Annotated in this window: 14 protein-coding genes; 7 read left to right on the plus strand and 7 right to left on the minus strand. The window is 65.4% G+C overall.

What is annotated here, in order from left to right; all coding sequences use genetic code 11:
* Positions 1 to 32: 32 nt before the first annotated feature.
* Positions 33 to 827, minus strand: coding sequence for a 2-oxo-tetronate isomerase (gene otnI / locus BO1_RS24175; protein WP_028219757.1), 795 nt, complete (start codon positions 825 to 827; stop codon positions 33 to 35).
* A gap of 90 nt (positions 828 to 917) precedes the next feature.
* Positions 918 to 1799, minus strand: coding sequence for a LysR family transcriptional regulator (locus tag BO1_RS24180; protein ID WP_028219758.1), 882 nt, complete (start codon positions 1797 to 1799; stop codon positions 918 to 920).
* A 308-nt stretch (positions 1800 to 2107) separates the two neighbouring features.
* Here BO1_RS24180 and BO1_RS24185 point away from each other — a divergent pair, with 308 nt between their 5' ends.
* From BO1_RS24185 to BO1_RS52515, 5 genes are read left to right on the plus strand one after another with little or no spacing between them, the layout of a single operon-like run.
* Positions 2108 to 2326 (plus strand): DUF3311 domain-containing protein, encoded by a 219-nt coding sequence (locus BO1_RS24185; RefSeq protein ID WP_028219759.1) that lies wholly within the window; start codon positions 2108 to 2110, stop codon positions 2324 to 2326.
* The gene (locus BO1_RS24190) at positions 2323 to 3801 is read left to right on the plus strand and encodes a sodium:solute symporter family protein (protein ID WP_028219760.1); all 1479 of its coding nucleotides are present in this window, start codon (positions 2323 to 2325) and stop codon (positions 3799 to 3801) included. The genes BO1_RS24185 and BO1_RS24190 overlap by 4 nt, the downstream gene beginning before the upstream one ends.
* Positions 3798 to 5006 carry an amidohydrolase family protein gene (locus BO1_RS24195; RefSeq protein ID WP_028219761.1) on the plus strand — a complete coding sequence of 403 codons (1209 nt, stop codon included), beginning with the start codon at positions 3798 to 3800 and terminating at the stop codon, positions 5004 to 5006. Before BO1_RS24190 ends, BO1_RS24195 begins: the two co-directional genes overlap by 4 nt.
* A gap of 43 nt (positions 5007 to 5049) precedes the next feature.
* Complete coding sequence (locus BO1_RS61305) at positions 5050 to 5211, plus strand: imidazolonepropionase-like domain-containing protein (protein WP_245643892.1); 162 nt, start codon at positions 5050 to 5052, stop codon at positions 5209 to 5211.
* Positions 5212 to 5238: 27 nt separating this feature from the next.
* Positions 5239 to 6501: an amidohydrolase family protein gene (locus tag BO1_RS52515; RefSeq protein WP_245643893.1), complete on the plus strand. Its 1263-nt coding sequence runs from the start codon at positions 5239 to 5241 to the stop codon at positions 6499 to 6501.
* On the opposite strand, the gene BO1_RS24205 is transcribed toward BO1_RS52515, so the two are convergent.
* Complete coding sequence (locus BO1_RS24205; protein WP_028219762.1) at positions 6498 to 7346, minus strand: bifunctional allantoicase/(S)-ureidoglycine aminohydrolase; 849 nt, start codon at positions 7344 to 7346, stop codon at positions 6498 to 6500. The genes BO1_RS52515 and BO1_RS24205 overlap by 4 nt on opposite strands.
* Before the next feature lie 86 nt (positions 7347 to 7432).
* Complete coding sequence (locus tag BO1_RS24210) at positions 7433 to 8650, minus strand: amidohydrolase family protein (RefSeq protein ID WP_028219763.1); 1218 nt, start codon at positions 8648 to 8650, stop codon at positions 7433 to 7435.
* A 378-nt stretch (positions 8651 to 9028) separates the two neighbouring features.
* On the opposite strand from BO1_RS24210, the gene BO1_RS61310 reads away from it, so the two are divergent.
* Entirely contained in the window at positions 9029 to 9616 is a 588-nt protein-coding gene (locus BO1_RS61310) for a helix-turn-helix domain-containing protein (protein ID WP_052409581.1), read from the plus strand.
* A complete protein-coding gene (locus BO1_RS24220; RefSeq protein ID WP_028219764.1) occupies positions 9613 to 10947 on the plus strand; it encodes a type II toxin-antitoxin system HipA family toxin in 1335 nt (444 codons plus the stop codon). Before BO1_RS61310 ends, BO1_RS24220 begins: the two co-directional genes overlap by 4 nt.
* Before the next feature lie 90 nt (positions 10948 to 11037).
* On the opposite strand, the gene cyoD is transcribed toward BO1_RS24220, so the two are convergent.
* The 3 genes from cyoD to cyoB are packed head-to-tail and all read right to left on the minus strand — an operon-like array spanning position 11038 to position 14051.
* On the minus strand, positions 11038 to 11412 hold the full coding sequence (cyoD, locus tag BO1_RS24225) for a cytochrome o ubiquinol oxidase subunit IV (protein ID WP_028219765.1): 375 nt from the start codon (positions 11410 to 11412) through the stop codon (positions 11038 to 11040).
* Entirely contained in the window at positions 11409 to 12029 is a 621-nt protein-coding gene (cyoC, locus tag BO1_RS24230) for a cytochrome o ubiquinol oxidase subunit III (protein WP_028219766.1), read from the minus strand. Before cyoC ends, cyoD begins: the two co-directional genes overlap by 4 nt.
* Positions 12030 to 12032: 3 nt before the next feature.
* Positions 12033 to 14051, minus strand: coding sequence for a cytochrome o ubiquinol oxidase subunit I (gene cyoB, locus BO1_RS24235; protein WP_028219767.1), 2019 nt, complete (start codon positions 14049 to 14051; stop codon positions 12033 to 12035).
* Positions 14052 to 14055 lie beyond the last annotated feature (4 nt).

Here is a 14055-nt window from a genome sequence, read left to right on the forward strand (position 1 = left end):
GCGCTTTACATGCCGTCTCGAGGCAAAGTCGATCACTGCGGTTGCTGCGTTTGCAGGTACGGACGCAGCCAGCCCAGCCCATCGGAGGTGGCCGCCTTCGGCCGGTATTCGCAGCCGATCCAGCCGTCATAGCCAAGCGAATCGATCAGCTCAAACAGATACGGATAGTTGAGTTCGCCCAGATCCGGCTCGTGCCGTTCCGGCACGCCCGCAATCTGGATATGGCCGATGCCGGCGATGTCGCGTTTGAGCTTCATCGCGAGGTCCCCTTCGACGATCTGGCAGTGGTAGCAGTCGAACTGCACGCGCAGGTTCGGCGCGCCCACTTCGCGGCAGATGGCCTGGGCGTCGTCCTGGCGGCTGAGGAAGTATCCGGGCATGTCGCGCTGATTGATCGGCTCGACCAGGATCTGGATGCCGTCGCCGCGCGCGGCTTCAGCCGCCCACGCGAGATTGCGCAAATAGGTCTCGCGGTGCCGCGCGCGATCGCCGTCCGCGCGGATCAAGCCCGCCATCACGTGCAGCTTGTCGTTGCCGATCGTGCGCGCGTAGTCGAGCGCGGTCTCGATCGAGCGGCGGAACTCGTCTTCGCGGCCGGGCAACGCGGCCATCCCGCGTTCGCCCGCGGCCCAGTCGCCGGGCGGCGCATTGAAGAGCGCCTGCACGAGGCCGCTGGCGTCGAGGCGCGAGCGTATTCCGGCAGCCGGGTGCTCATACGGAAAGAGGTACTCGACTGCGCGAAAGCCGTCACGAGCGGAAGCGGCGAAGCGGTCGAGGAACGGGTGCTCGTTGTACATCATGCTGAGATTCGCGGCGAAGCGCGGCATGGCATCAGCTCCGGTTAGAGAACAAAAACTGCGCCGCGCGGCACATTCGTGCGCGGCGCCGGGAATCGTGACTCGGCAAATGGCGGGCCATCAGCGCCGCGGCTTGCCGATCATCCGTGACATCGCCCGCGCCAGCTCCTTCACGACCGTGTCGGCGGTCGGCCGGTGCAGCAGCGCGATATCCATGGTCTCGACCGAAGGCAGCCCGCTCTTCTGCGTGAGCACGACGTGGTCGGCCGTGACCGAGCGCGCCGGCAGCAGGCTGATGCCGAGCCCGTCGGCCACGGCTGCCTGGATGCCGCTCAGACTCGAGCTGATGAAGCTCAGGCGCCAGCGGCGCCCGAGCCCTTCGATCGCGTTCGTCATGTCGTCGCGATAGAGGCCGCGCGGCGGGAACGCAACCAGCGGTATCGGGTCGAGCTGAAACGACGGATTCTTCGCGCTGTCGATCCAGCGCAGTTGCTCGGGCCAGCTGGCCACCGCCTCGCGGCTGTTGCGCCGGTGCTTCACGAGCGCGAGGTCGAGGTCGCCGCGGTCGTAGCTGCTGGCGATGTCGCGGCTCAGGCCGCTCGTGACTTCGAGCTTCACCTGCGGATGCTTGCGATTGAACGCCGCGAGCATATGGGTGGTCGGCCCGCCGACGAAGTCCTCCGGCACACCCAGGCGCACCGTCAAGCCCACGGCCGCCCCCGCCAACGACTCGATCATCTCGTCGTTGAGCGCCAGCATCCGCCGCGCGTAGGCCAGCAGCGTCTCGCCCGCATCGGTCGGACGCACGTCGCGGGCGCCGCGCTCGAGCAGCTTGTGCCCCGCCATGTCCTCCAGACGCTTCACTTTCTGGCTCACCGTCGACTGCGTCGAATGCAGCCGCGCCGATGCCGCCGTGAACGTGCCGCAGTCCGCCACCATGACGATCGCTTTGAGCAAGTCCAGATCGAATAGCGGCCGATGCCCTCTGATGGTGTTTTTCATCGGACCATTTGATTTTCGAATGAGATACCGCCTTCTATCACGCGGCACCGTGGCTGGCAATCGTGTGCCGCCCTGTCCCGCGTTTCCTGCGCAGCGGCGGCGCCGCGCAACGCCCCGAGGGTATCCCGGACATATTCGATTTTTCACTGATGTGCATTCAAACATTTAACTTTTGAATGGCGTGCGCAATCGCTAACATTTGAACGTTTCGATCCGGCTGAATGCCGCGATCAGTACATACATATAGCAGTCTGGAGACAGGAATGGCGCAAACGCAGTTGAGCAGGCCAGCGCGCACGAAATCGGCAGTGAACCTTCGCGTTCTGCTGGCCGCGCTGCCTTTCGTTGGCATTTATTCGGGCGGCTCGCTCGCAACCCATATACCGATGCTGTTCGGCGTGCCCTTCCTGCTGGTCTGGAACTTGATCTGGATGGCGGGGACGGCCGCCATCCTCGCCTTCATCTATTGCCTCGACAGCCGCGACGAAGCCGCGCGCGCGCGCGAGCAGACGGGAGGCGAACAATGAATCCGGCGCTCATCATCATTGTCCTGTTCGCGCTTTTCTCGCTCTTCATCGGGCTGCGCGCGCGGCGCGGCAAAAAGCTGAGCCTCGAGCAGTGGGCCGTCGGCGGCCGTGGCTTCGGCTCGCTCCTCACGTTCCTGCTGATGGCCGGCGAGGCTTTTTCGACGTTCACGTTTCTCGGCGCGAGCGGCTGGACCTACAGCAAGGGTGTGCCCGCGTTCTACATCCTTTCATATGGCTGTCTGGCCTATATGTTCGGCTACTGGATGCTGCCCGCCATCTGGCGCTTTGCGAAGGAGCGCGGGCTCGTCTCGTTCGCCGATTATTTCGCGGCAAAGTACGAAAGCCGCGCGGTCGGCGTGCTGGTCTCGGTCGTGGCCGTCTTCGCGATGGTGTCGCTGCTGATCATCCAGTTGCGCGGACTCGGCATTATCGTCTCCGAGATGTCGTATGGCCTGATTGCGGAGAACACCGCTATCTGGATCAGCGCGACGCTGATGGTGCTCTACATGAGCGTCTCCGGCATTCACGGCTCGGCGAGCATCGCGATCTTCAAGGACGTGCTGATTCTTGCCCTCGCGATCTTCCTCGGCACGTATTTGCCGATCCATTATTTCGGCGGCTACGGCGAGATGTTCGCGCGCATCAACGCCGTGCATCCCGAGCTGCTGCGCATGCCCGAGCACGGCTACAACCTGAGCTGGTACAACTCGACGCTGCTGCTCACGTCGCTCGGCTATTACCTCTATCCGCATGGATTCACCGCGACCTACGTCGCGCGCGACGCCGCTGCGCTGCGCAAGAACACCGTGCTGATGCCCATCTATCAGGTGCTGATCGCCTTCCTGTTCATGGTGGGATTCGCGGCAGTCCTGACTGTGCACGGGCTCGAAGGCGCGCAGACCGATCTCGCGCTGCTGCGGCTCGTCAAGCAGACCTTCCCGTCGTGGTTCGTCGGCATCGTCGGCGGTGCGGGCCTGCTCACCGCACTCGTGCCGGGCTCGCTCATCATGCTCAATGCGTCGACGACGATCGCCCGCAACATCTATCGCGAAGGCTTCGCCCCGCAGGCGAGCGACCGCCAGGTCGCCCGCGTCGCGCGCATCGCGCTGCCCCTCTTCACGCTCGTCGTCGTGTACTTCGTGCTGCGCGGCGGCGCAACCTTCGTCTCGCTCGCGATCTTCTCGTCGAGCCTGCTTACGCAGCTCGTGCCGATGCTCGCCTCGAGCTTCCTGAAGCGCCCATTCGGCACGCGTGAAGCCGCGTTCGGCGGCATCTTCGCAGGCGCGATCGTGCTCGCGCTGGCAAACTGGCGAGGCATGACGCTCGCCTCGGTTTTCCCCGGCGCGCCGCTCGCTTTCACTTCCATTAACACGGGCCTCGTCGCGTTGTTCGCCAATGCGCTGGTGTTCGTCCTCATCAGCGCCGCGCAACGCGCACTGCGAGGCCCCATGGCCACTACCGTGGAATCGGCATGACTTCTGCTAACCGCCCTCTCCTGCTTTCCAATGTTCGTTTGCCCGATGGTCATCATGGCCAGCCGGTGTCCGTCTCGGTCGTCGGCGCGCGCATCGAAGCGATCGGTCCGAACGTAGCGGCGCCGCCCGATGCCATCGTCGAAGACGGCGGCGGCGCGCTGCTGCTGCCGGGCTTCGTCGAAGGGCACACGCACCTCGACAAGACTCATTGGGGCCGCGACTGGTATGTCAACGAAGTCGGACCGAATCTCACCGACCGCATCGCGAACGAACGTGAATTTCGCAAAAACGGCGGGCACGATGCCGGCGAGCAATCGCTCGCGCTGTCGCGCGCGTTCCTGGCAGCCGGCACGACGCGCTTGCGCACGCACGTCGACGTGGACACCGATGCGGGCCTGCGCTACCTCGAAGGCGTGCTCGACACGCGCGACACGCTGGCCGATGTGCTCGACATGCAGATCGTCGCCTTTCCGCAGTCGGGCATGCTGATTCGTCCCGGCACCGACGAACTGCTCGGCAACGCGCTCGCCGCCGGCGCAGACGTGCTCGGCGCGCTCGATCCCGCCTTGATCGACGGCGATCCGGTGGGGTCGCTCGACGCCACCTTCGCGCTGGCCGAGCGTCATGGCAAACCCATCGACATCCATCTGCACGAACCGGGCGAGATTGGCGCGTTCACGCTGAAGCTGCTGCTCGATCGCGTCGAAGCCATGGGCATGCAGGGACGGGTCGTGGTGAGCCATGCCTTCTGCCTGGGCGCGCTGCCCGAACCCACGGCGCTGCTCGAGCGCGTCGCGCGCCTGCGCGTGGCGCTGCTGACGAGCGCTCCGCCCTCGCGCACCGTGCCGCCGCTCAAGCGCTGCCGCGAGCTGGGCATCACGATCTTCGGCGGCAACGACGGCATACGCGATACGTGGTCGCCTTACGGCGTGCCGGACATGCTCGAGCGCGCGATGCTGATCGGCATGCGCTACGACCTGCGGCGCGACGATGATCTGGCGGTCGCGTTCGATTGTGTGAGCGCGGCGGCCGCGAGCGGCTGCGGCTTCGCCGATTACGGCCTGCGGGCCGGCGCGCGCGCCGACCTCGTGCTGGTGGACGCCCAAACGGTCGCGCACGCGGTGGTCGCGCGGCCGGCGCGCAAGCTGGTGGTGGCGAACGGGCGCATCGTCGCGCGTGATGGCGTGCTCACTCACGGCCTGTAACGTGCCGGCTGACTCACGAAAAAGCATACGAAAGAGCATGGACATGGACAATCGGGAACGCGTTGACGTGCTGATCGCGCACGGCTGCGTGATCACGCTCGACCCTGCGCGCCGCGTGATCGACGACGGCGCGGTAGCGGTCAAGGGCGATCGCATCGTCGCGGTCGGCAAGACAGACGAGCTCAACGCAAAGTATTCTGCATAACGTACGATCGACGCGCGCCGCAAAGCCGTGCTGCCGGGCTTCATCGACGCGCACGCGCACGCGGGCCACGCGATGCTGCGCACCATCGGCGGCGCGGATGGCGACGCGTGGACCGACGCCTGCGAGGCCATCTATACGCAGGCATCGGACGAAGACTTCTGGGAGACGGAATCGCATCTCGCCGCGCTCGAACGCCTGAAGGCCGGCGTGACGACGGGCGTCTCGCTGCTCGGCGGCGGCGATTCGATCATGCGTGTGGACGATCCCGTCTACGCGCGGCGCCATTGCGACGCCGTGGTGAAAACGGGCACGCGTTCGATGGTCGCGGTCGGTCCTTCGCGGCCCCCCTCGCCCCGTGCCTATACGCGCCACGATTCAAACGGCAGCACGACGCGCGACGTCGATTTCGATCAGATGTACGAAGTGTGCAAAGCGATCGTCGACACCTGCCACGGCGACGCAAACGGGCGTATCCATATCGCGCTGACACTGCCCGTCTTTGCGCCGCAGCATTACCCGGCGCAGGCGCAATGGGAAGACGTGGCGCGCCACGAGGCGGCCCGCTACATGGCGCTGGCGCAGTCGCGCGCGCTGAGCTTCACGCAGGACGGTCATCGTGCCGGCACGCTGGCGTTCGCGCACCGCGAGCTGGGGCTCATGAATGCGAAGTCGTTCATGTCCCACGCGATCGACCTCACCGAAGCGGACATTGCCGCATGCGTGGAATCGGGCGCCTCGATCGTGCACAACCCGAGCGCGATCATGTCGATCATCGGGCGCTGCCCCGTGCCGGAGCTGATCGATGCGGGCGTCACGGTGGCGATCGGCTCGGACGCCGCCGCGCCCGACCGTGGCTACGACATGTTCCGCCACATGTGGCAGTGCATGCACTACCACCGTCGGCACTTCCGCGATCCGGACGTGCTGCCGCATGGCAAGGTGCTGGAGATGGTCACGATCGACGCTGCGAAGGCGTTGTCGCTCAATGGGGAAATCGGTTCGCTCGAGGCGGGCAAGCTGGCCGACATCATCCTCGTCGACCTGTTCAAGCCGCATCTGATGCCGATGAACATGCCTGTCTATCGCGTCACGTGCTTCGCGAATGCCGCGGACGTGTGCATGACGATGGTGGGCGGCCGGATCCTGATGGAGGACTACCGCGTGCTGTCGGTGGATGAAGCGCAGATTCTGGAACGGGTAGAGGCCGCTGCGCAGCGCATGCTCGAGCGCAGCGGCCTGCGTCACCTGCTGGAAATGCCGGCGACGCTGTGGCGGGGTAGCCGCTATTAAGCCGTGCGCTTCGGCTGTTGGCCGAGCGTGAGCTTCACCGTGCGGTTCACATCCTTGTACAGCAGGTAACGGAAGCGCGACGGTCCGCCCGCATAGCAGGCCTGCGGGCAGAACGCGCGCAGCCACATGAAGTCGCCGGCTTCGACTTCCACCCAATCCTGGTTCAGGCGGTAGACGGCCTTGCCTTCGAGCACATAGAGGCCGTGCTCCATCACGTGCGTTTCCGCGAACGGAATCACGCCGCCCGGCTCGAACGTGACGATGTTCACGTGCATGTCGTGGCGCATGTCGCTCATGTCGACGAATCGCGTCGTGACCCAACGGCCTTCGGTGCCGGGCATCGGGATCGGCTCGATGTCCTGCTCGTTCGTGACGAACGCTTCGGGCATCGGCACGCCGTCAACCGCTTCGTAGTGCTTGCGCAGCCAGTGGAAGCTTGCGATGTTGCCGCTGCGGTTGTGCAGCGTCCAGTTCGTGCGCGGCGGAATGAAAGCGTAGCCGCCCGGCACGAGCTTGTGCTCGACGCCGTTGAGCTTGAGCTCGAGCTCGCCGTCGACCACGAAGATCACGCCTTCAGCGAGATCGTCGAGTTCGGGACGATCGCTGCCGCCGCCCGGGCTCACTTCCACGATGTACTGCGAGAACGTTTCGGCGAAGCCGGTCAGCGGACGCGCGAGCACCCACAGGCGGGTCTTGTCCCAGAACGGCAGGTAGCTCGTGACGATGTCGCGAATGACGCCTTTCGGAATGACCGCATACGCTTCGGTGAACATTGCGCGATCGGTCAGCAATTCGGTCTGGGCCGGATGGCCACCTTTCGGCGCATAGTAAGAACTGGATGACATGCTTGACGCTCCGTGAGGATTTGATGTCACAACTTCAAAGGCGAGGCCGCGCGCGGACATCGCGCGCGCGAAGGCGCTCGGGATAGTTAGCCGCGCTGCCCGGATGCGGCCAGCGCGGGTTCGAAGCTCATGCGGGCGGTGTCGCCCCAGAATTGCCCGCGGCGAACGATGACGCGTTCGGCGGGCGCGGCCGCAACGGCAGCCGCTGCGTTCGGTGCCTTGAAGATCAGGAACGAGGCCTCGTTACCCGGCTTCAGGCCGTAGTCGCGCTTGCCGATCACGGCCGCGCCGGCTTCGGTCGCCATGTCCAGCGCGACCAGCAGCGCTTCGTCGGTATAGAAGCCGGAGCGGTAGCCGAGCAGCATGGCGCGCTGCAGCATGTCGCCGTTGCCGTACGGCCACCAGGCGTCCTGAATGTTGTCGTTGCCGCTGAACACGCGCACGCCGGCCGCGCGCAGCTGGAGAATCGGCGGAAAGGCGCGGTCGCCGGGGGCATTCGTCATGATCGACACGCCGGCCGCGGCAAGCGCGTCGGCGATGCGCGCCACCGCGTCCGGACCGACGTCGCCGAGCGCATAGGCGTGGCTCACGGCCACCCGGCCCTGCAGGCCGGCTGCCTGAGTGCGTGCCGCGATGCGATGCAGCTGCTCGGTGCCTTGCTCGCCGGGTTCGTGCAGATGAATGTCGATCTTGACACCGCGCTTTTGCGCAATGCCGAAGACGATATCGAGTTGGCCCTCGGCATCGCCGTCGAGCGTGGTCGGGTCGATGCCGCCCACGACGTCGGCGCCTTCGCGCGCGGCCGCGTCGAGCACCTCGGCGGTGCCGGGGCACGACACGACGCCGGCCTGCGGGAAGGCAACCAGCTCGATGTCCATGATGCCGCGCCATTTTTCGCGCGCTTCCAGCACGGCGTGGAGGTGGGTCAGGCCGGTCGTGGCGTCCACGTCGACATGGCTGCGCATGGCCATGGTGCCGAACGAGGCCGCCTGGCGGATCAGCGCGTCGGCGCGCGCGGCAATGGGCGCCGCGCTGGCCAGTGCTGCTTTTTCGTCGGCGAGGCGCTCGCGCAGCGTCGCCGCGACGCGATGGGGGCGCCAGCGGTCGCCGACGAAGCTCTTGTCGAGGTGGATGTGGCCGTCGACGAAGCCCGGCAGCACGAGGTGCCCCTGGAGGTCGATGACTTCGGCGCCGCCGGTCTCGGGGCGCCCGGTGCCGAGGGTGACCAGGCGTCCGTCGCGTACGGTGAGATTCAGGGACTGGCCGTCAGCGCCCACGGCGTTGACGAATACGCGATCGAACATGACTGTGTCTCGGCAAATCAGGACCCACTCAACGCGTTCCGGTCTGCGTTGCGCTCGCTGCGCGGCGTGGGCCTATGAGGGATAGATGTCAACACCATATCGGACGGCGGCGTTATCGGCAAATTAAATGTTGGAATGTCCATCATTCATTTTTCAAATGGTTTGCCACAGGGCAGACACCTCGCAGTGAATCCCCACATGCCGCATCTGCAGCCCGATGGCTGTAATCCACACAAACAGCCTGAGAGCTGTAATCCGTTTATACAAGCTATAGGCTGTATTTTGCATTTACAGCTTTAAGGTTGTATTTTGCATTTACAGTCTATAGACTGTGAGTCGCCCTTTCCCTTCGCCACGTCACCGCGGCAGGAGCCTCGCGTGGACTACTCGCTCAAGACCGTCAGCCAGCTGCGCCCCATGCTGCTGGGATTCCGCAAGCAAGCCGGCCTCACCCAGGAAAAGGTGGCGCAGCGCCTCGGCATTTCCCAGCAAAGCTATGCCGCCTTCGAAGCGCACCCCGAGTCCGCAAGCGTCGACCGGCTGTTTCGCGTTCTGCGGCTGTTCGCGGTCGAAATGCGCCTGTCCTGGGCGGCTTCCCCCCCGATGAGCACCGCGCGCGGCAACCGGGCCAAAAGTGCCGCGGCCCCGGCTGGCCCTGTGAAGAGCAAAGGCCCGGGAAGCCGCCCCGTTGGGGACAAGGCACGCGGCGCGCCGGCCAACCCGCCCAAGCGCAAGGCAGCGGCCGCGCCTGCCACGCGCAGCGCCGCCGCGAAAAAGCGTGCTGCGCCCAAACAGGCACCCACAGCAGCACCTAAAGCAGCACCCAAAACAGCACCCAAAACAGCACCCAAAACAGCACCCAAAACAGCACCCAATCGCGCCGCAAAGCGCGTCACCTCCTCTGCCACCGGCAAGAGCACGGCGCCCAAGATCCGCGCGAAGCCGGGCAAGCGGGAGGACTGGTGATGGCGCGCGCCCGCCAGACGAACCGTCTCGACTTGTGGATGAACGGCCTGCCCGTTGGCTACTGGGAGATTGCGCGCGGCGTGGAGCGTCTTGCGTATTTCGAAAGCTGGACGGAAGACGAGCAAGGCCGGCCGCTGTCGCTTTCGCTGCCCTTCACGCCCGGCAATCAGCCGTTGCGCGGCGCCGTCGTCACCGATTACTTCGACAACCTGCTACCCGACAGCGAGCGGATCCGGCGCCGCATTGCGGCCCGCTACCGCACGGGCGGCACCACGCCTTTCGAGCTTCTCGCCGTGCTCGGGCGCGACTGTGTGGGCGCGCTGCAACTGCTGCCGGCCGGCGAGGAGCCGGTCGGACTCGAAAGTATCGAAGGCAAGCCGCTATCCGAAGCCGCCATTGCGCGGCTCTTGCGCGACACCACCTCCGCACCGCCGTTTGCCGAGCACGAGAGCGTGGACGACCTGCGCCTCTCGATTGCCGGCGCGCAGGAAAAGACCGCCCTGCTCTGGCACGGCGGCCGCTGGCTGCTGCCCGTGGGGAGCACGCCCACCACACACATTCTGAAGCTGCCGCTCGGCCTCGTCGGCAACATGCGCGCCGACATGCGCACCTCGGTCGAGAACGAATGGCTCTGCGCGAAGATCGTCGCCGCTTTCGGTCTGCCGATCGCGCCCTGCGAGATCGCACAATTCGAAGACACCAAGGCGCTCGTGGTGGAGCGCTTCGACCGGCGCATGGCGCGCAACGGCCGCTGGATCGTGCGCCTGCCGCAGGAGGACCTGTGCCAGGCCACGGGTACGCCGGGCCTGCACAAGTACGAAGCCGACGGCGGCCCCGGCATCGAGAGCGTCATGGCCGTGCTCGGGGGCTCCTCGCGCCAGGCAGACGACCGGCGCCATTTTTTCATGGCCCAACTGATTTTCTGGCTGCTCGCCGCAACCGATGGCCATGCCAAGAACTTCAGCATCGCGCATCATCCCGGCAGCCGGTATGCCACCACGCCGCTCTACGACGTGCTCTCGGCGCATCCGATCATCGGGCGCGGGCGCAATCAGCTTCCCGCGCAGCGCGCGAGCCTCGCGATGGCCGTGCGCGGACGCAACGCGCACTACCGCATCGCGCAGATCCTGCCGCGCCACTGGATCGCCCAGGGGCAGCGCGTGGGGTTTGCCGTCGAGCAGGTCGAGGCCATGATGGCATCGGTGGCTGGAGACACCGAGCGCGTGATCGGCGAAGTCGCTGCGCAGCTTTCCGGCGACTTTCCGCTCGACGTGGCCGAGGCGGTCTTCGCCGGCATGCGCAGGCAGGCAAGGGTTCTCTCGGCGGCTTGAGTGGCTGATGGGTGGCTCCGGGGCCAATGCCGGCAACGCGCGCTGCGCGTTGCCGGCCGGCCTGGTGCGGCCGAGCCTCAGTGCACGGGATCAGTCGCGCGCCATCGCGCGTTCGATGCTCATTTGCGTGGGCATCATGTTGACGTTCGCGTTGTGCATGACCCACAGCGACAGCCCGACGATCACCGCGATCAGGAACGCCGTGCACACGAAGATGCCGGTGTTCGCGCGCTGGCTGCGCGAGGCGCCGATATGCAGGAAATACACGAGCTGCACGACGAGCTGAGCGACGCACAGCACGACGATGGCCGCGAGCCCGGTCCCGGGCGGCACCGCATGCAGCATCACCACGCCGAACGACGCGAGCGTGAGCACGAGCGAGAGTATCGTGCCGATCATGTAGCTCTTGAGACTGCCGTGCGAATTGTCGTGGCCGCTCGAATGCGTAAGGTTGGTTGGACTCACAGCATGCCTCGCAGATAAACAAAGGTGAAAACGCAGATCCACACGAGATCCAGGAAGTGCCAGAACAGGCTCAGGCACGCGAGACGGCGTCGGATCGCGCCGTTGAGGCCGAACTTCCAGGTTTGATGCATCATGATCGCGATCCACAGCAGACCGGCCGTGACGTGCAGGCCGTGGGTGCCGACCAGCGTGAAGTACGCCGAAAGATACGCGCTCGTATGCGGGCCCGCGCCATCGGCGATGAGCTTCGCGAACTCGTTCACCTCCATGCCGACGAAGCCCGCGCCGAACGCGAACGTGATCGCGAGCCACACGATCACCTGCGCACGGCGCTGCGCGTGGAGGCTCAGCATCGCCATGCCGAACGTGACGCTGCTCGCGAGCAGCAGCAGCGTTTCGCCCAGAACGTAAGGCAACTCGAAGAGCTGCCTGGCGCCCGGGCCGCCTGCCGTCGCATTCGCGAGCACACCGAACGTGGCGAACAGCGTCGCGAAGATGAGGCAGTCGCTCATCAGATAGATCCAGAACCCTAGCGTGGTTTTGGAGCCGCTGTCGTGTTCATCATGACCGTGATCGTGGCCGTGCCCATGGGCGTGAGTGGTAGCAGCGTGAGCCATGGTTCAGGCCATCTCCTTGAGTTGTTCAACTTGCCCGGCTTGTTCGAAGCGTGCGAGTCCGAGCTGTTTGAAGCGCGCGTTCTCGATGCGCGCCACCTCCGCGGCCGGCACCCAGTAATCGACGTCCTGGTCGTAGCTGCGCACGATGAACGTGGCGATCATGCCGACCAGCCCCACCGCCGCGAACGGCCACATGTGCCACACGGCGGCAAAGCCGAACAGCAGGCTGAACGCGGCGATGATGAAGCCCGCGCCCGTGTTGCGCGGCATGTGGATGTCTTCGTAGGCGCGCGGCTGCACATACGCGCGGCCCGCTTCCTTGTTGTCCCAGTGCTGCTCCATCGAGGTGATCTCCGGCAGCACGGCGAAGTTGTAGAACGGCGCGGGCGAGGCCGTCGACCATTCGAGGCTGCGGCCGTCCCAGGGGTCGCCGGTGAGGTCGCGGCTCGCATCGCGCCCGCGAATGCTCACATAAAGCTGCACGATAAAGGCGAGGATGCCGAGACCCACGAACACCGCGCCCACGAGCGCCACCACGAGCCACGGATGCCAGCCGGGCACCGCGTAGTGATTCATGCGGCGCGTCATGCCTTCGAAGCCGAGGATGTAGAGCGGCGTGAACGCGAGCCAATAGCCAATCAGCCAGCACCAGAACGACACCTTGCCCCAGAACTCGTTGAGCGTGAAGCCGAACACCTTGGGGAACCAGAAGCTCACGCCCGCGAGACAGCCGAACACCACGCCGCCGATGATCACGTTATGGAAGTGCGCGACGAGGAACAGCGAGTTGTGCAGCACGAAGTCCGCGCCCGGCACGGCGAGCAGCACGCCGGTCATGCCGCCCACGGCGAAGGTCACCATGAAGCCGATGGTCCACAGCGTCGCGCTGTGATAGCGGATGCGGCCGCGGTACATCGTGAAGAGCCAGTTGAACAGCTTCACGCCGGTCGGGATCGAAATGATCGTGGTCATGATGCCGAAGAACGCATTGACGTTCGCGCCCGAGCCCATCGTGAAGAAGTGATGCAGCCACACGAAGAACGACAGAATGCCGATCGAGGCCGTCGCGTACACCATCGACTTGTAGCCGAACAGCGGCTTGCCCGAGAACGTCGCGATGATCTCCGAGAACGCGCCGAACGCCGGCAGGATCAGGATGTAGACCTCGGGGTGGCCCCACACCCAGATCAGGTTGATGTACATCATCGCGTTGCCGCCGAGCTCGTTCGTGAAGAAATGCATGTCGAGATAGCGGTCCATCGTGAGCAGCGCGAGCGTGCCGGTGAGCACCGGGAACACCGCGACGATCAGGATGTTGGTGATGAGCGCCGTCCACACGAACACCGGCATCTTCATGAGGTCCATGCCGGGCGCGCGCATGCGCAGGATGGTCACGATGAAGTTGATGCCCGAGAGCGTGGTGCCGAGCCCGGAGAGCTGCAGCGACCATATGTAGTAGTCCATACCGACGGTCGGGCTGTAGCCCAGCTCCGAGAGCGGCGGATACGCAACCCAGCCCGTCGCGGCGAAGTCGCCGACGAACATCGAGACCATCACCAGCACCGCGCCCACCACCGAGAGCCAGTAGGAGAGCGAGTTCACGAACGGATACGCCACGTCGCGCGCGCCGATCTGCAGCGGCACGACCACGTTCATGAGCCCGAGAATGAGCGGCGTGGCCACGAAGAAGATCATGATGACGCCGTGCGCCGTGAAGATCTGGTCGTAGTGATGCGGCGGCAGATAGCCCGCCGCGTCGTTGAAGGCAACGGCCTGCTGCGCGCGCATCATGATCGCGTCGGCGAAGCCGCGCAGCAGCATGACGATCGCGAGCACGATGTACATGATGCCGATGCGCTTGTGGTCCACCGAGGTGATCCACTCGCGCCACAGGTAGCCCCACTTCCCCGCGAGGGTGATCGCGGCGAGCAAGGCCAGGCCGCCGAGCGCCACGACGGCGCCCGTGCCCATGATGATCGGCTCGTGCCAGGGAACTGCATCGAGCGTGAGTTTTCCGAACATGTGT

It is taken from the genome of Paraburkholderia oxyphila NBRC 105797 (genome assembly GCF_000685075.1).
GTDB classification, from domain to species: domain Bacteria; phylum Pseudomonadota; class Gammaproteobacteria; order Burkholderiales; family Burkholderiaceae; genus Paraburkholderia; species Paraburkholderia oxyphila.

What these genes read in the sequence shown, in the direction of transcription:
- otnI (WP_028219757.1), bottom strand. Translation starts at nt 827, where the DNA reads ATGCCGCGCTTCGCCGCGAATCTCAGCATGATGTACAACGAGCACCCG.
- BO1_RS24180 (WP_028219758.1), bottom strand. Translation starts at nt 1,799, where the DNA reads ATGAAAAACACCATCAGAGGGCATCGGCCGCTATTCGATCTGGACTTG.
- BO1_RS24190 (WP_028219760.1), top strand. Translation starts at nt 2,323, where the DNA reads ATGAATCCGGCGCTCATCATCATTGTCCTGTTCGCGCTTTTCTCGCTC.
- BO1_RS24195 (WP_028219761.1), top strand. Translation starts at nt 3,798, where the DNA reads ATGACTTCTGCTAACCGCCCTCTCCTGCTTTCCAATGTTCGTTTGCCC.
- BO1_RS61305 (WP_245643892.1), top strand. Translation starts at nt 5,050, where the DNA reads ATGGACAATCGGGAACGCGTTGACGTGCTGATCGCGCACGGCTGCGTG.
- BO1_RS24205 (WP_028219762.1), bottom strand. Translation starts at nt 7,346, where the DNA reads ATGTCATCCAGTTCTTACTATGCGCCGAAAGGTGGCCATCCGGCCCAG.
- BO1_RS24210 (WP_028219763.1), bottom strand. Translation starts at nt 8,650, where the DNA reads ATGTTCGATCGCGTATTCGTCAACGCCGTGGGCGCTGACGGCCAGTCC.
- cyoC (WP_028219766.1), bottom strand. Translation starts at nt 12,029, where the DNA reads ATGGCTCACGCTGCTACCACTCACGCCCATGGGCACGGCCACGATCAC.
- cyoB (WP_028219767.1), bottom strand. Translation starts at nt 14,051, where the DNA reads ATGTTCGGAAAACTCACGCTCGATGCAGTTCCCTGGCACGAGCCGATC.